The sequence below is a fragment of the Phyllobacterium sp. GQ127 genome (assembly GCF_059758635.1).
On record NZ_JCAXDZ010000001.1, the window covers coordinates 1,264,624 to 1,284,296 of the forward strand.

18 protein-coding genes are annotated in these 19,673 nt (G+C 52.1%); 10 read left to right on the forward strand and 8 right to left on the reverse strand.

Going from position 1 to position 19,673, the window contains the following annotated elements; translation table 11 throughout:
* Positions 1-458: 458 nt before the first annotated feature.
* From AC6CHM_RS06465 to AC6CHM_RS06480, 4 genes are all read left to right on the forward strand, one after another.
* Entirely contained in the window at positions 459-1,400 is a 942-nt protein-coding gene (locus tag AC6CHM_RS06465) for an alpha/beta fold hydrolase (protein ID WP_498172425.1), read from the forward strand.
* Positions 1,397-2,584: a CaiB/BaiF CoA transferase family protein gene (locus AC6CHM_RS06470; RefSeq protein ID WP_498172426.1), complete on the forward strand. Its 1,188-nt coding sequence runs from the start codon at positions 1,397-1,399 to the stop codon at positions 2,582-2,584. Before AC6CHM_RS06465 ends, AC6CHM_RS06470 begins: the two co-directional genes overlap by 4 nt.
* Complete coding sequence (locus AC6CHM_RS06475; RefSeq protein ID WP_498172427.1) at positions 2,581-4,230, forward strand: thiamine pyrophosphate-binding protein; 1,650 nt, start codon at positions 2,581-2,583, stop codon at positions 4,228-4,230. Before AC6CHM_RS06470 ends, AC6CHM_RS06475 begins: the two co-directional genes overlap by 4 nt.
* Before the next feature lie 82 nt (positions 4,231-4,312).
* Positions 4,313-4,633, forward strand: a complete 321-nt coding sequence (locus AC6CHM_RS06480; protein ID WP_115052516.1) for a lipid-A-disaccharide synthase N-terminal domain-containing protein — start codon at positions 4,313-4,315, stop codon at positions 4,631-4,633.
* Between the two features lie 8 nt (positions 4,634-4,641).
* On the opposite strand, the gene AC6CHM_RS06485 is transcribed toward AC6CHM_RS06480, so the two are convergent.
* From AC6CHM_RS06485 to AC6CHM_RS06520, 8 genes are all read right to left on the reverse strand, one after another.
* Positions 4,642-5,952 carry a UDP-glucose dehydrogenase family protein gene (locus tag AC6CHM_RS06485; protein ID WP_498172428.1) on the reverse strand — a complete coding sequence of 437 codons (1,311 nt, stop codon included), beginning with the start codon at positions 5,950-5,952 and terminating at the stop codon, positions 4,642-4,644.
* A gap of 133 nt (positions 5,953-6,085) precedes the next feature.
* On the reverse strand, positions 6,086-7,147 hold the full coding sequence (mgrA, locus tag AC6CHM_RS06490) for an L-glyceraldehyde 3-phosphate reductase (RefSeq protein WP_307286163.1): 1,062 nt from the start codon (positions 7,145-7,147) through the stop codon (positions 6,086-6,088).
* A 101-nt stretch (positions 7,148-7,248) separates the two neighbouring features.
* Positions 7,249-8,250, reverse strand: coding sequence for an ABC transporter ATP-binding protein (locus tag AC6CHM_RS06495; protein WP_115052514.1), 1,002 nt, complete (start codon positions 8,248-8,250; stop codon positions 7,249-7,251).
* A 27-nt stretch (positions 8,251-8,277) separates the two neighbouring features.
* Positions 8,278-9,339 carry a Gfo/Idh/MocA family protein gene (locus AC6CHM_RS06500; RefSeq protein ID WP_115052513.1) on the reverse strand — a complete coding sequence of 354 codons (1,062 nt, stop codon included), beginning with the start codon at positions 9,337-9,339 and terminating at the stop codon, positions 8,278-8,280.
* Positions 9,336-10,175 (reverse strand): ABC transporter permease subunit, encoded by an 840-nt coding sequence (locus tag AC6CHM_RS06505; RefSeq protein WP_115052512.1) that lies wholly within the window; start codon positions 10,173-10,175, stop codon positions 9,336-9,338. Before AC6CHM_RS06505 ends, AC6CHM_RS06500 begins: the two co-directional genes overlap by 4 nt.
* Positions 10,176-10,185: 10 nt before the next feature.
* Positions 10,186-11,136, reverse strand: a complete 951-nt coding sequence (locus AC6CHM_RS06510; protein ID WP_336439766.1) for a carbohydrate ABC transporter permease — start codon at positions 11,134-11,136, stop codon at positions 10,186-10,188.
* A 143-nt stretch (positions 11,137-11,279) separates the two neighbouring features.
* Complete coding sequence (locus AC6CHM_RS06515; RefSeq protein WP_498172430.1) at positions 11,280-12,539, reverse strand: ABC transporter substrate-binding protein; 1,260 nt, start codon at positions 12,537-12,539, stop codon at positions 11,280-11,282.
* A 54-nt stretch (positions 12,540-12,593) separates the two neighbouring features.
* Positions 12,594-13,505 carry an N-acetylmuramic acid 6-phosphate etherase gene (locus tag AC6CHM_RS06520; RefSeq protein ID WP_498172431.1) on the reverse strand — a complete coding sequence of 304 codons (912 nt, stop codon included), beginning with the start codon at positions 13,503-13,505 and terminating at the stop codon, positions 12,594-12,596.
* A gap of 198 nt (positions 13,506-13,703) precedes the next feature.
* Here AC6CHM_RS06520 and AC6CHM_RS06525 point away from each other — a divergent pair, with 198 nt between their 5' ends.
* The 6 genes from AC6CHM_RS06525 (at position 13,704) to ugpB (ending at position 19,662) form a co-directional block, all read left to right on the forward strand.
* Positions 13,704-14,591 (forward strand): BadF/BadG/BcrA/BcrD ATPase family protein, encoded by an 888-nt coding sequence (locus AC6CHM_RS06525; RefSeq protein ID WP_115052509.1) that lies wholly within the window; start codon positions 13,704-13,706, stop codon positions 14,589-14,591.
* Entirely contained in the window at positions 14,584-15,372 is a 789-nt protein-coding gene (locus tag AC6CHM_RS06530) for a GntR family transcriptional regulator (protein WP_115052508.1), read from the forward strand. Before AC6CHM_RS06525 ends, AC6CHM_RS06530 begins: the two co-directional genes overlap by 8 nt.
* Positions 15,373-15,386: 14 nt before the next feature.
* Positions 15,387-16,397, forward strand: a complete 1,011-nt coding sequence (locus AC6CHM_RS06535; RefSeq protein ID WP_336440194.1) for an SIS domain-containing protein — start codon at positions 15,387-15,389, stop codon at positions 16,395-16,397.
* The gene (gene nagA, locus AC6CHM_RS06540) at positions 16,394-17,554 is read left to right on the forward strand and encodes an N-acetylglucosamine-6-phosphate deacetylase (protein ID WP_498172433.1); all 1,161 of its coding nucleotides are present in this window, start codon (positions 16,394-16,396) and stop codon (positions 17,552-17,554) included. Before AC6CHM_RS06535 ends, nagA begins: the two co-directional genes overlap by 4 nt.
* 51 nt (positions 17,555-17,605) lie before the next feature.
* A complete protein-coding gene (gene pncA / locus AC6CHM_RS06545; protein ID WP_336439760.1) occupies positions 17,606-18,205 on the forward strand; it encodes a bifunctional nicotinamidase/pyrazinamidase in 600 nt (199 codons plus the stop codon).
* Positions 18,206-18,351: 146 nt separating this feature from the next.
* Positions 18,352-19,662 (forward strand): sn-glycerol-3-phosphate ABC transporter substrate-binding protein UgpB, encoded by a 1,311-nt coding sequence (ugpB, locus tag AC6CHM_RS06550; RefSeq protein WP_115052505.1) that lies wholly within the window; start codon positions 18,352-18,354, stop codon positions 19,660-19,662.
* Positions 19,663-19,673: the final 11 nt, after the last annotated feature.

The following is a 19,673-nucleotide window of genomic DNA, read 5'->3' on the forward strand; positions in this document are numbered from 1 at the left end:
TTTCTTTTGAATGAATTTGCGCCGTATGTAGGCGAAAGCCTCAGCCGTGGCAATGGATGCCCATCAATTTCGACCTTCGCCAAACGAGCGAAACCGGGCGCGGATATTTCCGTCACCCGGTTTCCCCTCTGGTGCCGCAACAGGAAGCGTCCTCTTCTCCCGGTAGCGGCCATGTAAACTAACTAGACGAAATACGTTTCGTCATTGCAACAACATCATCCGATTCGCGATTACACCGCAAAATTGCAATACCCGCGAAACTCATATGCTTCAGGTTTAAAGTTCTGCGGCAAGTTTAACGGGTTTGCAAGGGGTTTTGCAAAATAAAATTGCACACCAAATCACCTGACTAATAATTGAGCACAATAGTCCAAAATTAAGAATAGTTTGTAGATTGTTTTCCACATTGACTAATTTTACGGCACCCTCTCAACTGGGCTTCTCGCAAAGAGGTTGCCATGAGTTTTGATGATACCGACGTTTTGACCACCAGTACTGGTGCAGCCCTTGCAATACGACACATGCCCGCAAAGGGTCGGGTTCGCGGGATCATTCAAATAAATCACGGAGTGGCCGAGCATTCTTTGCGCTACAAACGTTTTGCAGGATTTCTGAGCGAGCATGGTTTTCACATTTATGCACATGATCATCGGGGGCATGGCCTGACGAGAGCACAAGACGCACCGGCGGGACGCTTTGCTGCAAAAGATGGGATGGACGCCGTGTTGCGCGATGTTGATGCGGTCAACAATGAAGCGCGCCTACGCTATCCGGATTTACCCCTGATCATTTTCGGGCATTCCCTCGGCGGACTTGTCGCGCTTAATTACGTTTTCAAACATCAAGAAAAAGTGGATGCGGCTGCAGTCTGGAACGCAAATTTTTCGGCCGGAATGTTGGGAAGGTTCGCCCAATGCCTATTACTGGCTGAACGTATGTTTTTAGGTTCTGATGTCCCAAGCATGCTGCTGCCAAAACTTACATTTCAGGAATGGAATCGCAGTGTAGCCAATCCGCGAACGGATTTTGACTGGCTCTCGCGGGATTCTGCTGAGGTCGATTTGTACGTGAAGGATCCCCTTTGCGGCTGGAGCCCTACTGTGAGCATGTGGCGTGATACATTCGATTTGGTATTCACCGGAGCAAAGGATAGCTTGTTGAGTAAATTGCGTCGCAACCTACCCTTCAACCTCGTTGGCGGTGCCAAAGATCCGGCGACAGCACAAGGCACTTCCGTCAATCATCTGGACCATAGAATGCGCAAGCTCGGCTTTACAGACGTTACGACCAAAATATATCCCGATACGCGCCATGAGGGCCTAAACGAAATCAACCGTGAACTCATCATGAGCGAATTTGCCAATTGGGCTATCCACACAGCGTCAAAGGCAAGCCGATGATTGCTGAGCAAGCGGCAGCCCCGCTTAAAGGCATACGCGTCATTGAACTAGCCCGAGTGCTGGCTGGCCCATGGGCCGGACAGGTTCTCGCTGATCTTGGAGCCGATGTCATAAAGGTGGAAAATCCCTCCGGCGGCGACGAGACACGCGGCTGGGGGCCCCCTTTCATCACCAGCGCAGAAGGCGAGAACCTTTCCGCAGCGTATTTTCACTCTTGCAACCGAGGCAAGCGCTCCATCACGGTCGATTTTACAACCGCTGAGGGACAAGAAACCGTAAAAGCGCTCTGCCGGACAGCTGATGTTGTGCTTGAAAATTTCAAGGTGGGCGGACTGGCAAAATACGGACTGGATTACGCCAGCCTAAGCATTGAGAACCCGAGACTAGTCTACTGTTCAATAACAGGTTTCGGCCAGACCGGCCCATATGCATCGCAGGCTGGCTATGACTTTATCATTCAGGGAATGTCCGGCCTGATGTCGGTGACGGGCGACCCTGATGGCCAGCCTCAAAAAGTAGGTTTGGCAGTCGCGGATGTATTTACCGGACTCTATTCGGTCATTGCCATTCAGGCCGCCCTTGCCCATGCCGCTAAGACCGGTCAAGGTCAAATGGTGGATATGGCGCTGTTCGATGTCCAGTCAGCTGTGATGGCCAATCAGGCAATGAATTTTCTGGCTACGGGGAAAAGCCCGAACCGTATGGGCAATGCACACCCGAATATCTCCCCTTATGAGGTTGTTCCCACATCTGACGGACACCTGATCCTTGCTGTCGGCAATGATGGGCAATTCGCCAGATTCTGTTCAATCATCGAGCATCCGGAATGGGCCAGCGATGAGCGGTTTCTCACAAACCGATCCAGACTTGAAAATCGCACGATACTAACAACGCTCATCAGCACGGAAACCTCAAAAAGAACCCGGGCTGAGCTGCTAAACGCCTGTGCCAAAAATGCGGTGCCAGCGGGACCGATCAACAAGATTGGTGAGATGTTCGACGATCCGCAGATCGTGGCGCGGCAATTGCGACTTGACCTGGAAGACTCCCATGGCAGTTCTATCCCTTCTGTGCGAACGCCGATCATCATGTCACAAACACCATTGACCTACACACGGCCCTCGCCTCGCTTAGGCGAACACACTGCCGATATACTCCAACAGTTGAAGGACGCATCCGAATGAAGACGGGCGGTGAATTGATCGTTGAAGCTTTGGCCGCAAATGGTGCGGAGCGTCTCTTTTGCGTACCGGGTGAAAGCTATCTGGCTGTGTTGGACGCGCTTTATGACGCGAAGATCGGCATAACGATCTGCCGCGCGGAAGGCGGGGCCGCCATGATGGCGGAGGCTTGGGGCAAGCTCACAGGAAAGCCTGGAATTTGCTTTGTCACACGCGGACCTGGCGCGACGAATGCTTCACCCGGCATACATATCGCCATGCAGGATTCAACTCCAATGATCCTGTTCATCGGGCAGGTTCAGCGTGATGCCCGCGAACGAGAGGCATTTCAGGAGGTAGAATACCGCCGCTTTTTTGCCGATACAGCGAAATGGGTCGCAGAGATTGATGATGCCCGGCGTATTCCCGAATTCGTAACCCGAGCATTTTCTGTCGCGACCTCCGGACGGCCAGGCCCGGTTGTTCTTGCTTTGCCTGAAGATATGCTCACGGACATGGTAGAAACCGTGACGGCACAAGCATGGCAACCCGTAGAAACCGGCCCGTCCGCCGCCAGCATAGAAAAGCTTGCCGACATATTACAGGCTGCTTCCAAACCATTCATGATATTGGGGGGGGCCCGTTGGAGCGCAGATGCCGTTGCATCAATCACCCGTTTTGCCGAGAAGTGGCACCTTCCCGTGGGTTGCTCCTTCAGGCGGCAGATGCTGTTCGATAATCTACATCCCAACTATGCAGGCGATGTCGGAATCGGCATTAATCCGGCGCTGGCCAAGCGGGTGAAAGAAGCTGATGTTTTACTTCTTGTAGGCGGAAGGTTTGGTGAAATGCCCTCTTCCGGCTACACACTCATGGACAGCCCGTATCCCAAGCAAACCCTCATCCATATCCATCCGGATGCAAATGAATTGGGTCGGGTTTACCGGCCTGCTCTTTCGATCAATTCGGCGCCAGACGCATTTGCTGAGGTGGTCGAACATCTCGCACCGCCATCCAATATTAATTGGCCCGGTGAAGCAGAAACTGCCCATAAATCCTATCTTGATTGGTCCACGCCTCCGCAAAGCGGACCGGGCAAAGTCGCGATGGGACCAATCATGTCCTATCTTGAAACCGTCCTGCCCGAAGACGCAATCATGACCAATGGTGCCGGCAATTACGCGACCTGGTTGCATCGGTTCCATCGTTTTCGCCGTTTCGCAACGCAAGCCGCTCCCACATCAGGATCAATGGGCTATGGCCTACCCGCGGCGGTTGCTGCAAAACAAATTCATCCTGAACGCATGGTAGTATGTTTCGCCGGCGATGGCTGCTTTCTCATGAACGGTCAGGACTTCGCCACTGCGGTGAAGTACAACCTGCCCATTATTGTTCTCGTCATCAATAATGGCATCTATGGCACTATCCGCATGCATCAGGAGCGCGAATATCCTGGACGTGTGTCAGGCACGGACCTGACCAATCCTGACTTCGCAATGCTGGCAAGAGCCTATGGTGGTCATGGCGAAACCGTGGAAACTACCAGTGAGTTTGAAGGGGCTTGGCAACGCGCGGTACAAAGCGGAAAGCCTGCGATCATCGAAATTCGTTTGGACCCGGAAGCGATCACTCCGGCCAAATCATTGAGTGACATCCGCAACCGCACATAATCCCAATGGTGCAGAGCGTCATTCAGTGATATTGAGCCCGCGCGAGAGGGAAAGCCCTCCCTGAATAATATGGAGACCAGCAATGGCCGAAGCATTTTCCAATTGGCTGCATACGGTTTTTATCGAACAGTTTGACGCCTGGATTTTGCTGGGCTTTTTCGCTCAGGGATGTTTCACCATGCGCTTCGTCGTCCAGTGGCTCGCGTCCGAAAAAGCAAAGAAAAGCGTAATGCCTGTAGCCTTCTGGTTTTTTTCGCTTTTTGGCGGAGCGCTGCTTTTTGTCTATGCGATCGTCCGCAAGGACCCTGTATTCATAGCTGGCCAAGGCTTCGGTTTATTTGTCTATATCCGCAACCTTTGGCTGATCGCCAATGAAAAGCGAGCACTCACTCAAGATGTGTAAGCGGTGGCTTACCTAACAAGCGGTCTGCCGACTGAATAATATTCAAGGCCCGAGCCTTCGAGTTCCTGTTCATTAAAGACATTACGCAGGTCGAAGAGAATATTGCCGCTCATCAATTCTGAGACTTTTTTCAGATTAAGTGCGCGGTATGCGTTCCACTCCGTCAGCAACACGGTAATGCCGGCGCCTTCAATCGCATCATAGGCAGAGGTGCACCAGATAACACCGGGCAGAGCCGGCTCGGCAGCGCTGCGCGCTTCTGGATCATGCGCCCGCACGGCAAGACCTGCATTCTGCAAGGCTGGAATAATATCAAGTGCTGGAGCCTCCCGAATATCATCCGTATTCGGCTTGAATGCGATGCCAAGCACGGCAATCGATTTGGTCCCGCTCTTTTTCGCAGCTTCAACAATCCGCTCAGCCATTGACCGTTTGCGCTGCTCATTGACAGTGACAACCTGTTCGATCAGCGTTTGAGGCGCATTCATCTTGCGTCCCGTTGCAGCGTAAGCTCGTGTGTCCTTCGGGAAACACGAACCGCCGAAACCCGGACCGGCATGCAAGAACTTTGAGCCGATGCGATTATCCATGCCGATGGCACGGGCAACATCCTGCACATTTCCGCCTGTCTTTTCGCAAAGGTCTGCCACTTCGTTGATGAAGGTGACCTTCATGGCCAAAAAGGCATTGGCCGCATATTTGATGATTTCAGCATTTTCCAAAGTGGTCACAATCATTGGCGTCTCACGCAGATAAAGCGGACGATAAACGCGCTTCATGGCAGCTGCTCCCGCATCGTCATGAACACCGACGACAACGCGGTCCGGTCGAAGAAAGTCTTCAACTGCTGAACCTTCACGAAGAAATTCCGGATTGGACACCATGGAAAACGGCACACCGGGCCGGGCCTTGGAGATGCGGTCGCGCACGATGGCATTGGTGCCGACCACCACTGTGGACTTAATCACAATGACAGCATTTGGCTTCATCGCCGCAGCGATCTCATCGGCTGCCGCGTAGATATATTGCAGGTCTGCTTCGCCGTCGCCGCGCCTCGATGGCGTGCCGACCGCTACGAATATCACGTCGGCATCTGCAACTGTCTCAGCGAGTTCGGTGGTAAATGTCAGGCGGCCGTCGCGCGCATTGCGCGCAAGCAATTCATCGAGGCCAGGTTCGAAAATGGTAACTTCGCCCGCCTGCAAGCGCTCGACAATAGCCGGGTTTTTATCAACGCATGTGACAGAGAAGCCGAATTCGGCAAAGCACACTCCCGACACCAGACCGACATATCCGGTCCCGATCATCGCAATCTTCATTGAAAAGTTCCATTCCGCTTGTTCAGGCTATTTCTGTTCTGGCGCAGACATTTCGCACAATTGGCGCGTTCTGCCAATTGCTTACGTGCCCGGCGACCTACTCCGCCGCCGAAGCATTGTTCTGTCTGACGTGTCAGTCCAATTTGACCGGCTTGCGCTCGGGCCCTTTTCGTTCGGCCGAAGCAGCCCAAAGATTGACATTGGCATCGTTCGCATAGGTATCAATCTGAGCCAACTCCTCGTCGCTGAACTCAAGATTGTCGAGCGCTTTTACACAATCAATGACCTGCTGCGGCTTGCTCGCACCAATCAAAGCCGTCGTAATACGACCTTTCCTCAAAACCCACGCCAACGCCATTTGAGCGAGCGTTTGTTCGCGGCGCGAAGCAATCTCGTTTAGTGAACGGATATTGGCGATATTCTGATCGCTAAGAAAGTCAGGATTGAGTGATTTTCCTTGTGCAGCACGACTCTGTTCAGGAACACCCTTGAGATATTTGTCTGTCAGCATTCCTTGAGCCAGCGGCGAAAATACAATCGAGCCAATTCCCAGATCTTCCAAAGTATCAACCAAACCATCTTCCTCGATCCAGCGGTTAATCATGGAGTAGCTTGGCTGGTGAATAAGGCATGGCGTGCCAAGTTCTTCAAGAATGGCAGCCGCTTCGCGCGTGCGATGAGAATTATACGAGGAAAGCCCAACATATTGAGCGCGGCCAGACCGCACAATATGGTCCAAGGCCATCATCGTTTCTTCAAGCGGCGTATCTGGATCGAAACGATGGGAGTAGAAAATATCGACATAGTCGAGGCCCAGACGCTTCAAGCTCTGGTCGCAGCTGGCAATCAAATATTTCCGGCTACCCCATTCGCCATAGGGGCCTGGCCACATGCCATATCCTGCCTTGGAAGAGATAATCAACTCATCGCGATGGGCTCTGAAATCCGTACGCAGGATTTCGCCAAAAGCTGTCTCGGCAGAACCGGGAGGTGGTCCGTAATTATTGGCAAGATCGAAATGGGTAATGCCGAGATCGAATGCCTGACGGCAAATTGCCTGTTTGAGATTATGGGGTGTGTCATCGCCGAAATTGTGCCAAAGGCCGAGAGAAATCGCTGGCAGTCTTAGGCCGCTGCGACCACAGCGATTGTACTTCATAGTGTCGTAGCGCTTGGAATCCGGGATATAGCCCATAACATCGATCCTGTTCTCGTCAATAAGTATGCCGCGCACGAAGAGACTCTGCGCGGCGGCGACTATGACCCAAACAGTCTATGATGTCATGACATGAATCGTCACGATTTGATGACCTGTCCTTCGTTGTCAAAGCGATAAGTGCGCCCGGCATCTGGGGTTGCATATAGAATGCCATCAACTTCGTACTGATGCTCTCCGAACAGTCTGACCGTCAAAGGTCCAAAGTCCGTTTGGAGATAGATGATTGTATCAGCACCCAAATGTTCGACATGGATGACCGAGCCCTTCCATTCTCCGGATGTGCTGCTGACCTGAATATGCTCCGGGCGAATACCAATAGTTTTCGCATCGGTATGGCCAAGCTTTGCCGCGTCAATCAGGTTCATCTGCGGCGATCCGATAAAGCCGGCAACGAATACGGTCTGCGGAGCATTATAAAGCTCCATAGGCGAACCTACCTGCTCGATCTTACCTTTGTTCAGCACGACGATCTTATCGGCGAGCGTCATTGCCTCAACCTGATCATGTGTCACATAGATCATGGTCGCCTTAAGCTGGCGATGAAGCCGAGCGATCTCCAATCGTGTATTGACGCGTAGGGCCGCGTCAAGATTTGACAATGGCTCGTCAAAAAGAAACAGCTTGGGCTCGCGCACTATGGCACGCCCGATAGCAACACGTTGGCGTTGCCCGCCTGAAAGCTCTGAAGGACGACGCTCAAGATAATCGTCAAGCGACAACATGGAGGATGCGACTTTGGTGCGCTCCTTGATTTCGTCTGCGGGTTTTCCGGCCTGTTTCAACCCAAGACCCATATTGTCGCGAACCGACAGATGTGGATAAAGCGCATAGGTCTGAAATACCATCGCAATGCCCCGCTTGGCTGGCGGCGTATTATTGACCTTCTTGCCATCAATAAGAATTTCGCCAGCCGTCGCGTCTTCCAGACCAGCGATGATACGCAGCAGCGTTGATTTACCGCAGCCCGATGGTCCGACAAAAATGACGAACTCGCCGTCCTCTACCTCAAGGTCAATACCTTTCAGTACGTCCACATGGCCAAAAGACTTAACGATATTTTCGATCTTCAAAGAACCCAATGTCTTGTTCCCGTTTCTTGGATAAATTTATAGGTTTACTGGCTGACCGGTACGAACGCTTTCGTCGGCTGCAAGACACACGCTCAAAGAGCGCACCGCATCCTGCATGTGACGTGTAAGATCAATATTTTCCCGGATTGCCTTGAGGACATAGGCTTGCTCAAGATCGCACAGCTCCTGATGGCCGGGCTCACCAGCCATATTCAGCAACTCGTCCTGTTTGGTAAAACGACCATCTGCATCCATTGCTGCTGAGTGCAACTTTATCGTTGACGTCTTGGTATGGGAATCGATGTCATCTGATTTGGCATTCTGATCCATCACGATGGAGACACAACCATTGGGAGATATGACGTCTTTCACGAAGAAGGCGGTTTCCGAAATCATCGGACCCCAGCCGGCCTCATACCACCCCACAGTCCTATCATCGAACAGAACCTGGAGATGACCATAATTGTACATGTCTGGCGCAATCTCATCCGATAGCCGCACGCCCATGCCGCGTACCTGAACCGGCTTTGCATCGGTGATTTGCAACATCACATCGAGGTAGTGCACGCCGCAATCGACAATTGGAGACGTTGTCTGCATAAGCGCCTTATGCGTGTTCCAAGTTGCACCACTGGATTGCTGATTGAGATTCATCCGGAAAACATAAGGTCCGCCGAGTTTTCGGGCCTCTTCAATCAGCCGAACCCATGACGGATGGTGGCGCAATATGTAACCAATCACCAGTTTACGGCCATATTGCTTGGCGGCAGCTACCACACGCTCCGCATCGGCAACTGTTGTAGCCAATGGCTTTTCAACGAAGACATCCGCCCCCGCTTTCATTGCCGCCACAGCATAGTCTGCATGGCTGTCGGAATAAGTATTGATGGACACCAGTTCCGGTTTGAGCTCCGCCAAGGCTGCCTCAAATGATTGGTGAATCGTGTACCCTTCAAGTTCCGGCTGCAAGGGCACGACAGATCTGTTTACCAACCCAACGATCTCAAATCCCGGATTATTATGGTAGGCGAGCGCATGACTGCGGCCCATATTGCCAAGCCCGGCAACAAGAACGCGGATCGGCTTTTGTTCGCTCATTTCACGGCTCCTGCTGTGATGCCGCGGATCAACTGCCGCGAAAAGATAAGGTAAAGGACAAGCACCGGCACAATCGCCAGAGTAAGTGCAGCAAGAACAGCATTCCAGTTAGTCACGAACTGACCGATAAAGACCTGACTGCCAAGCGTAATCGTCTTGGTCGCGTCGCTGGGCGCAAGGATCAGCGGGAACCAGAGATCGTTCCAGATCGGTATCATGGTAAAGACAGCGACAGTTGCCATGGCTGGCCTTATCAACGGCAAAACAAGACGGAAGAATATGGAATATTCCGAAAGGCCGTCGATACGTCCGGCATTCTTCAAATCATCGGAAACCGTTTGCATAAATTCAGTAAGGATGAATACGGCTAGTGGAAGACCCTGTGCAGTATAAACCAGAATGAGCGCGGTCAACGTATTCACCAGACCGGCCGCTACCATTCCCTGCAGGATCGCTACTGTGCCCAGCCGAATTGGGATCATGATACCAAGTGCAAGATAAAGTCCCATCAGGGTGTTGCCGCGGAAACGATATTCCGACAATGCAAAGGCTGCCATTGCCCCAAACAACAGAACGAAAAAGATCGATACGGCAGTGACGATAAAACTGTTTTGAAAATAGAGTATGAAATCGCCTTGCTTCAGCACTGTTTCATAACCAACGAGACTGAAAACCGATGGAGTAGGTAGGCCCAGAGGATCGCGGAAAATAGAGGCGCGATCCTTGAAAGAATTGATGACGGTCAGGAACACGGGGAATAACGCGATAAGCGTGTAAGTTATCAACGCGAGGTGGACGAGACCGGTCCGAACTGGGGATGTCGTGGTTTTTGCCATGATCGTAATCCTAAAACTGATACCGGCGCATGCGCCGCTGAATGGCAAACAGATAGAGGCAAACGCCAGAGAGGATGATGAGGAACATCACCGTCGCGATGGTTGCGCCCATGGACTTGTCACCGATCTGAAGCTGGAAGCCAAAGAATGTACGGTAAAGCAACGTTCCGAGAATATCGGTCGCTCCATCCGGCCCTGCCAGTGCACCTTGCACGGTATAAACCAGATCGAACGCGTTGAAATTGCCCACAAAAGTAAGGATCGAGATGATGCCGATTGAGGGCAATATCAGCGGAAGCTTGATCTTCCAGAATTGGCTCCATCCGGTAACACCGTCGCACTCTGCTGCTTCCAGAACTTCGTCCGGAATGTTCAGCATCGCCGCGTAAATCAACATCATCGGTATGCCGACATACTGCCACACTGAAATCAGTGACACCGCAATCAATGCTGAACCGGGCTTACCGAGCCATGGCGAGAAAAGTGATTTGAGGCCAATCAAATCCAAAAGGAATGGCGAGACGCCCCATATCGGTGAAAGAATGAGCTTCCAGATAAACCCGACAATGACAAATGAAAGCAGCGTCGGCAGAAACAAAGCGGTGCGATAGAAGGCACCAAAGCGCAATTTTGGCACGGATAGAAGCGCTGCCAATGCAACCCCGATTGGATTTTGCACGACCATGTGAATGAAAAAGAAGATGAAGTTATTCTTCAGTGCGTTCCAGAAGCTTGCCGCCCAACGCGGATCTCCAAACAGCACAGCAAAATTGTCCAAGCCCACAAAGACGCTTTGGCCGTCTTTAACGTTGAACAGCGAAAGACGCAGTGTTTCGATGAGCGGAAGGATCATCACCGCCGTGTAGACGAGCAAAGCTGGTGTCAAAAATACCAATATGTGCCAGCGCCAAGGACGCTTATCGTTGCCGCGGTCGGCCGATGCTTGCTCGACTGTGCTCATGGATAACAGAACCCCTGCTTTTGGTTTTGGCCGCATCATGAAACGGCGTGCGACTGCCGTGGAAAACCATCAAGTCGAATAATCGACGTTTTACTCAAAGCATAAACGGGGCATCAGGCGATGCCCCGTTTATGATCAAGTGCTTATTTGGCAGGCTTGTACCAGCTGTCCAGACCGTCTTGCAGCTTCTTGGCTGCTGCTTCAGGCGTGTCGGTACCATTGATCACGTTAGCAGATTCTACCCATGTCTCGTTTTCGAGATTAGGTGTGCCGCGCGACAATATCTGGTAAGTTGAACGGATTGTTGGCTTGCACTTTTCGCGCCAGGAAACGAACTCCTGCGCCAATGGATCCTGCATCTTTACCGGCGTCGAGTTCAGGCTGAAGAAGCCAGGCAGCGCATTGGCATAGATGTCGGCGAACTCGGGCGAAGCGACCCAATCGAGGAACTTCTTGGCTTCTTCCGGATGTTTGCTCTTGGCGTTCAGACCCGCGCCAATATCGTTATGATCCGAGATGTAGCATGCATCGCCAGCATTTTTCACGGGTGGCGGGAATGCCCCCATTTTGAACTGAGCCTGCGTATTGAAAAGGCCAATTTCCCATGAACCAGCTGGATAGATTGCAGCACGACCCAAGGTGAACAGATTCTGGCTGTCCGGATAGGTCTGAGCTTCAAAACCGTCGCCCAGATAATCTTTCCACTTTAGCAAAACCTTGTAAGGCTCGACCCAAGGAGCGTCCGTCAGCTTTTCCTCGCCCTTAATCAGCTTGGCGCGGCCTTCTTCACCCTTCCAATATGTCGGGCCGATATTCTGGTAGCCCATGGTTGCGGCTTCCCAAAGGTCTTTGGTACCCATTGCCATTGGAATATAGGTGCCATCGGCCTTGATCTTGTCTAGCGCTGCAAAGAATTCAGCTTCGGTCGTCGGAATAGCAATGCCAAGCTTATCAAAGGCATCCTTGTTGTAGATGAACCCATGAATAACCGAGGCCATCGGTACGCAGAATGCGTCCTTGCCATCGTCAGTCGTCCACGCAGCCTTGGCAACGTCGGAGAAATTTTTCATGCCGGGGAGATCAGTGAGGCTGGCGAGATTGCCGCGTTTGAACTGTTCAAGCGACTTGTCAAACGGACGGCAAGTGATGATATCGCCAGCGCTGCCTGCATCAAAACGCGCACCAAGGGCGGCATCATATTCGGTGGGCGGTGTTGGCGCGAATTTAACCTTGATGCCGGGATTCTTTGCTTCGAACGCTGGGATCAGCTTTTCCTGCCAGATGGCAAGATCATCCGTACGCCAGCTTTCAATTGTAAGCTCGGTATCAGCGGCACGAGCAAAACCGGCTGTTGCCAGGATGCTTGTCGCCATTAGCAGTGATTTTAGTGTCTTGCTTCCCATTTTAGTCTCCTGTTGCACCCTCATGAGTAGTGCCGTTAATGAGAGCCCGGGCCCCTAGCGGGACCCAAGGATCTCTTTCAGTTCCGAAAGCGCCGGGCGAAGCCTCTGTTGATTGCTTTCGAGAATTCTTGTTGCTTTGTTCGCATCTTTTGCGCCGGCAGCGAGTAGTACCGCCTCTTTTACTGAGCCTCCGCTTGCATCAAGCCATTTTGCAGCTTCACCCGGATCGCAAACGCTTATTGCCGAGACAATCCGAACCGCCCTCTCGCGCAATTTAATGTTGTCCGCCACCAGATTGACCATGTAGCCGTCATGTACATGCCCAAGATGGATCGCCATCAGGGTAGATAACAAATTAAGGGCGATTTTCTGCGCCGTACCGGCACCCATCCTGGTCGAACCCGCGACCATTTCCGCCGGAGTTTCCAATGCAATGGCAACATCAGCACCGTCAAAGATCGGTGCGTTACGATTATTGGCAATCGAAATGATTTTAAGCCCGCGCTTCCTGGCTTCGTCAATTGCTGCCAGAGCATAAGGCGTTGTACCGCTTGCCGACACCGCTATCAGACAATCGCCTGCCCTCAAGCCTGCCTCGGCGATGTCTTTGGCAGCTTGACTAACGTCATCCTCATAGGTTCCGGCAAGACGATTAAGGCTGGCAATACCTCCAGCGATCAGAATGACAATCCTGTCCGGGGCGATACCATAGGTGCCAGGAATTTCCAGCGCATCGGCCAGAGCCATGAGACCTGAACTTCCTGCAGCTGCATATACCAACCTGCCGCCACCCGAAATGGTTTCAGCAGCGATCTGTGCCGCCTCCGCAATTGGATCCAACGCATTAGCGACGACTTCTGCAGCAGCGATTTGCGCATCAAGCAGCAAACGTACAACAACGTCCGGCGACTTCTCGTCAAGACCGGTCGCTCTATCATTGCGTTGCTCGGTGCGGCTAGGTTCCACTCTGCTCTCCTCGTTTTTATAATTAATGCCAAAAAAATACCACTTGTCCAGTAAATCTTAAAAAAATCCTGCAGTCATTTGCATCGGTGTAATTTTATGCATATATAACAATGAATTATAGAAAAATTTGAAAATACGTAAATTAACGCTTGGCTATTGGTACTTTATTGGTATTCTATTTATGGAGGGCTATTTGTCGTGACTTATCTCCTAGGAATCGATGGCGGTGGAACAGGTTGCAGAGCGGCATTGGCCGATCTGAACGGCCGCATCCTTGGTATAGGCAAGAGCGGCTCCGCCAATGTCATGACCGATATGGATATGGCGCGCGGCAATATAATGGACGCCACTGATGCTGCATTTGCCAGCGCAGGCATCGATAAATCACACGTAGGTTCTCTGTCCGCAGTGTTGGGGCTCGCCGGCGCGAATGTTGGCGACAACGCTGCAAACTTGAAAGCCTCACTCCCGTTCAAGGATGCATTGGTTTTATCAGATGGCTTGATCGCGCTTCAGGGCGCAATAGGCAATAATGACGGTACAGTCGTCATTCTGGGAACGGGCTCGCTCTTTATTGCGCGCGAAGGAGATAAGGTCCAGTTCGCGGGCGGTTGGGGATTCAAGGTCGGCGATCTCGGCGGCGGCGCACGTTTAGGTCGACATCTGCTCGAGGAAACGCTTTTGGCATATGATCGTTTCCGCCCTGCATCCGAACTTACACAAGCCGTCATGCAGCGTTATGAAAACAACCCGCATAACATTGTACGATTTGCGCATGCGGCAACTCCGAGCGACTTCGGAACGCTCGTGCCGATGATATTCGACTATGCTGCCGTCGAAGATGCGGTTGCTCTTGCTATCCTACAAACCGCCATAGACCAGATTGAGCAGGGCCTCGACACTATCATGTCAGCACGACAGACACGCCTTTCCCTTCTGGGCGGCCTTGGTCCGCTCTATGAAAAGCGCCTGTCAGCGCGCTATCAAGAGAAGCTACAAAAACCGCTGAACGACGCTCTTGCCGGAGCGGTGCAACTCGCAGTTTTGAATTTCGCTTCAAAATCGGCGGAGTATATTCATGTCTGACGGCCTGATTAATATTCTTCCGACCCTCAATGACGGATCGATTGCCGGTGGCCCTCTTTATGTAAAATTGCAGCGGCTAATTGAAAATGCCGTGCTTGATGGCTTACTGAAACCCGGAGACGCATTGCCGCCGGAACGCGAGCTTGCCGCAATTGCCGATATTTCTCGCGTAACTGTTCGCAAAGCCGTTCAGGGTTTGGTGAGTGATGGTTTACTCATACAGCGTCACGGCTCCGGCACATTCGTCGCGCCTCGCTCTGCTCGGGTGGAGCAATCGCTGACACATCTGACATCATTTACGGAAGATATGGCGCGGCGAGGCATGGTTGTTCGCTCGACATGGCTTGATCGTGGCATCTATGTACCCTCGCCTGAGGAAATGGTGACGCTGGGTCTGACTTCTGGCGAAAGAGTATCCCGGATCAGCCGCCTGCGTGTTGCCAATGATACGCCTATGGCAATCGAGAGAGCCGCTTTGTCCGTGCATGTTTTGCCCAATCCGGAACTGGTTACTCTGTCGCTTTATGCAGTGCTGGCCGCCAGCGGCAATCGTCCCGTTCGCGCGATACAGCGTATCTCGGCAGCAATACTTAAAGAGAACGATGCAAAATTGCTTGAGGTTCCTGTCGGTTCGGCCAGTTTGAATATTGAGCGAATCTCCTATCTTGATTCGGGAAAAGTGATTGAGTTCACCCGGTCCATTTATCGCGCAGACGCCTATGAGTTTGTTGCTGAGCTGAAACTCGGCGACAGTTCGGAAATATCAGGAGCAGTACTTTGAACAAGGCAACATTGATGCGGGAAGAGATATTGTCGATTCCCGACGTGACAACTCGTTTTCTGGATAGCTCCCGCGCCACGCTTGCCGCAGCTGGTGCAAAGCTGCGCGAAAAAAATCCACCATTTCTGGCATCCATAGCACGGGGGTCGTCAGACCATGTCACGGCATTCCTGAAATATTCCAGCGAGTTAACGGCAGGTATTCCAGTTGCATCACTTGGGCCATCGGTCGCTTCCATTTACGGCATAACCTTGAAACTGGGTAGCGCGGCCACTTTGTCCATCTCGCAATCCGGCAAGAGCCCCGATATTGTCAGCATGACAAAGGCAGCACGCGAAAGCGGCGCACTTACCATCGCAATTACAAATGTAATTAATTCCGATCTTGCCAATGCAAGCGATCTGCCAATCGATATACTTGCCGGTCCAGAGCGTAGTGTTGCGGCGACAAAATCCTTCGTGAGTTCCGCAGTTGCAGGCCTTGCTTTGATCGGGCATTGGACCAACGATCAAAAGCTGCTTGCCGCCATCGATGACCTTCCCTCGGCAATGGCGAAGGCCGTGATGTGCGACTGGTCGCCATTCGCAGCGGCGTTGGAAAACGAAAACTCGCTTTTTATTCTTGGGCGTGGACCTTCTCTGGCCATTTCCAATGAGATTGCCTTGAAATTCAAGGAAACCAGCGGTGTTCACGCGGAATCATACAGCGCCGCAGAAGTGATGCATGGGCCAAAGGCAATTGTCGGCAAAGGCTTTCCAGTTTTGGTGCTTGCCGCAAGGGACGCCGCAGAAGCATCGCTCGTCGATGCCGCCGATCGTCTTGCCGATCAGGGTGCTGCTGTCTTCCTGACATCAAACAAGCCGTCAAAGGCAACGGCCCTGCCCTTTGTCGCTACGTCGCATCCACTCACCGATCCGCTGGCGCTGCTCGTTTCATTCTACGCATTTGTAGAAGGGTTTGCCCGTAGCCGTGGCTTTAATCCCGATGAACCGCCTCACTTGCGAAAAGTGACGGAGACCATATGAGTACCGTCTACGCCATTACCGGTGCCGTCATTTTCGATGGAGAAAACTGGCACGAAAACGCCGCACTGGTTGTGGAACACGGCACAGTTAAAAGCATCGAAGCTACAAGCGCTCTAACTGCGGATATTCGCCGGGTTGAGATGAACGGGGGAAAACTTGTACCCGGGTTCATCGACGTTCAGGTGAATGGCGGTGGCGGGGTATTGCTCAATGACGGGCCGAGTATCGACGCTATCCGGACCATCTGCGATGCACATTTTGCTTTTGGAACAACGGCTCTGCTGCCAACGCTGATTACAGATACGCCGGAAACGACGGCAGCGGCTATTGCGGCGAGTAAAGCAGCGGCACAGGAAAAAGTCGCTGGATTTATTGGTCTCCACCTCGAAGGCCCTCATCTGTCTGTTAGCCACAAAGGCACGCACGATCCCAAGCTGATCCGGCCTATGGACGATGCAGATTTGATTGCAATTATCGAAGCTGTTCAGGAGATTCCGGTACTTCTCACCACCGTCGCCCCCGAAACGGTATCGCCGGAAAAAATCAAGGCAATGGTCGACGCAGGCGTCATTGTTAGCCTTGGTCACAGCGGGGCATCATATGAAACAGCCTTGGCTGCGCAAGCGGCTGGCGCATCAATGGTCACACACCTTTTTAATGCAATGAGCCAGCTTGGTCATCGCAGCCCTGGCGTTGTGGGTGCGACTTTGCAATCGGGAGAATTGTCAGCCGGACTGATTGCCGATGGTTTTCATGTCGACAAAGCGTCCATGTCGATTGCGCTGCGAGCCAAACAAGGCCCAGCAAAGATATTTCTGGTGACTGACGCAATGTCTACAATAGGCACGGACATCACGTCATTCACCCTTAACGGCAGAACCATAACGCGCGCCGGTGGCCGCCTGACGCTTGAAGACGGCACACTTGCTGGTGCCGATCTTGATATGATCTCGGCCGTACGCTTCGTGCACCAGCAATTGGGGTTTACACTTGATGAATCATTGCGCATGGCCTCGCTTTATCCTGCCCAGAGTATTCGCATTGATCACACCCATGGCCGCTTATTGCCGGGCTATGAGGCAAATATTGTCCATTTAACTGAGAATCTTGACGTTGATCACGTCTGGATTGGCGGTGACCTTCACTATGCGCGTTGACGTCCGGCTCTAATTGACCATAGACTCCACGCCATTCTACAGGAGTGCATCATGGCCAAGGACGCATTGATCGTCATCGATGTTCAGAACGATTTTTGCGAAGGCGGTGCCCTAGCCGTGTCTGGTGGCAACGAAATTGTTCCGATCATCAACAAGCTGATACTCCGCTTTGACAGAGTTATCCTGACGCAGGACTGGCACACACCAGCTCATTCGAGCTTCGCATCAAGCCATCCGGGAAAAGCGCCCTTTGAAACCATTGCCATGCCCTACGGCGAGCAGACTCTTTGGCCGGATCATTGCATACAGGGCACAAATGGCGCCGATTTTCATCCTGATCTGGAATGGACAAAAGCCGAGCTTGTCATTCGAAAAGGCTTTCGCCCGCACATTGACAGCTATTCGGCATTTTATGAGAACGACCATGTGACGCCAACTGGCCTTGCTGGTTATCTGCGAGAGCGTGGAATCACTCATGTGACGCTTGTGGGTCTCGCTACAGATTATTGTGTGGCTTACTCCGCCCTTGATGCCGCCGCCCAGGGATTTTCCGCAGAAGTCTTACTTGACGCTTGCCGGGCGATCGATCTTGGTGGTTCGCTCGCAGCAATGACCATCACAATGCGCAAAGCTGGTGTCACGCTGATTTAGAGCAAAAAAGTGAACAGCTGCGCATTTTTTCCACAGGCTGACCTGCATCATTTGCCCAAAGTCAAATAACTGTTGTTTCTCTGTCACATAATGAGGATACTTAGCCCAAGCGCGCTAAAGACGACGCCTCACTATGGGAGATTATAATGACTAATCACGGCACCAAACTCACCGTGGCCTTCGGCATTTTGTTGGCCTCATCATCTGCATCGTTTGCTGTTACCGAAATCAGCTGGTGGCATGCAATGCCTGGCGCCAACGGCGAAGTCGTGCAGGCTTTGACAAAAGAGTTCAACGAAAGCCAAAGCGAATACAAAGTTGTGCCTGTGTTCAAAGGTACCTATCCGGAAGCGCTCAATGCTGGCATTGCCGCCTTCCGTGCAAAACAAGCTCCAGATATCCTTCAGGTTTTTGATGCCGGTACAGGCGTTATGATGGGAGCGGAAGGCGCGATCAAACCAGTTGCCGACATCCTTTCGATGGGCGAAACCAAGTTTGACAAAAGCCTCTATCTGCCGGGCATCGTGGCTTATTATTCAAAGCCGGACGGCACTATGCTGTCATTCCCCTATAACAGCTCTTCGCCAATCCTCTATTACAACAAAGATATATTCAAAAAGGCTGGTTTGGATGAGAATACTCCTCCAAAAACTTGGCCAGAAGTTTGGGAAGCTGCGAAGAAAATCAAGACAAGCGGCGCCGCTAATTGTGGTTACACAACAGCTTGGATGACTTGGATTCATACAGAAAATTATGCTGCATGGAATGATATTTCCTGGGGCAGCAATGAAAATGGCATCGGCGGCGTCGATGTTGAGCTGAAGATCAACTCGCCTCTTTTCGTCAAGCATTTCCAGGAACTTGCTGATCTGGCGAAAGATGGCACGTTCCGTTATGGCGGACGCACATCTGAAGCCAAGCAGCTATTCACATCTGGTGAATGCGGCATTTACAATGATTCCTCGGGCGGCCTTGGCGACATCATCAAGTCCGGCATGAATTATGGTACCGGTCAGCTCCCTTATGAACCGGAATCCAAAAACGCGCCACAAAACACCATACCGGGCGGCGCGAGCCTCTGGGTGTTTGCCGGCAAATCAGACGAACAGTACAAAGGTGTGGCTGCCTTCTTCAACTTCCTGTCTAAGACTGAAATCCAATCAAGGCTGCATCAGGTTTCGGGCTATTTGCCAGTTACGCTGGCTGCCTATGAAGACACGAAGAAATCCGGATTCTACGAAAAGAATCCTGCTCGTGAAATTCCGATCAAGCAGATGATGGGCAAGGCACCGACCGAAAACTCAAAGGGTGTTCGTCTCGTAAACCTGCCGCAGGTCCGCGATATTCTGAACGAAGAATACGAGAACATGCTCGCTGGCAAGCAGACCGCTCAACAGGCACTTGATAAGGCCGTTGAGCGTGGCAACGCAGCAATCAAGCAGGCCATTGGCCAGTAACTAAGCCGTCA

What these genes read in the sequence shown, in the direction of transcription:
- AC6CHM_RS06465 (WP_498172425.1), top strand. Translation starts at nt 459, where the DNA reads ATGAGTTTTGATGATACCGACGTTTTGACCACCAGTACTGGTGCAGCC.
- AC6CHM_RS06470 (WP_498172426.1), top strand. Translation starts at nt 1,397, where the DNA reads ATGATTGCTGAGCAAGCGGCAGCCCCGCTTAAAGGCATACGCGTCATT.
- AC6CHM_RS06475 (WP_498172427.1), top strand. Translation starts at nt 2,581, where the DNA reads ATGAAGACGGGCGGTGAATTGATCGTTGAAGCTTTGGCCGCAAATGGT.
- AC6CHM_RS06480 (WP_115052516.1), top strand. Translation starts at nt 4,313, where the DNA reads ATGGCCGAAGCATTTTCCAATTGGCTGCATACGGTTTTTATCGAACAG.
- AC6CHM_RS06485 (WP_498172428.1), bottom strand. Translation starts at nt 5,952, where the DNA reads ATGAAGATTGCGATGATCGGGACCGGATATGTCGGTCTGGTGTCGGGA.
- mgrA (WP_307286163.1), bottom strand. Translation starts at nt 7,147, where the DNA reads ATGGGCTATATCCCGGATTCCAAGCGCTACGACACTATGAAGTACAAT.
- AC6CHM_RS06500 (WP_115052513.1), bottom strand. Translation starts at nt 9,339, where the DNA reads ATGAGCGAACAAAAGCCGATCCGCGTTCTTGTTGCCGGGCTTGGCAAT.
- AC6CHM_RS06505 (WP_115052512.1), bottom strand. Translation starts at nt 10,175, where the DNA reads ATGGCAAAAACCACGACATCCCCAGTTCGGACCGGTCTCGTCCACCTC.
- AC6CHM_RS06510 (WP_336439766.1), bottom strand. Translation starts at nt 11,136, where the DNA reads ATGAGCACAGTCGAGCAAGCATCGGCCGACCGCGGCAACGATAAGCGT.
- AC6CHM_RS06515 (WP_498172430.1), bottom strand. Translation starts at nt 12,539, where the DNA reads ATGGGAAGCAAGACACTAAAATCACTGCTAATGGCGACAAGCATCCTG.
- AC6CHM_RS06530 (WP_115052508.1), top strand. Translation starts at nt 14,584, where the DNA reads ATGTCTGACGGCCTGATTAATATTCTTCCGACCCTCAATGACGGATCG.
- AC6CHM_RS06535 (WP_336440194.1), top strand. Translation starts at nt 15,387, where the DNA reads ATGCGGGAAGAGATATTGTCGATTCCCGACGTGACAACTCGTTTTCTG.
- nagA (WP_498172433.1), top strand. Translation starts at nt 16,394, where the DNA reads ATGAGTACCGTCTACGCCATTACCGGTGCCGTCATTTTCGATGGAGAA.
- pncA (WP_336439760.1), top strand. Translation starts at nt 17,606, where the DNA reads ATGGCCAAGGACGCATTGATCGTCATCGATGTTCAGAACGATTTTTGC.
- ugpB (WP_115052505.1), top strand. Translation starts at nt 18,352, where the DNA reads ATGACTAATCACGGCACCAAACTCACCGTGGCCTTCGGCATTTTGTTG.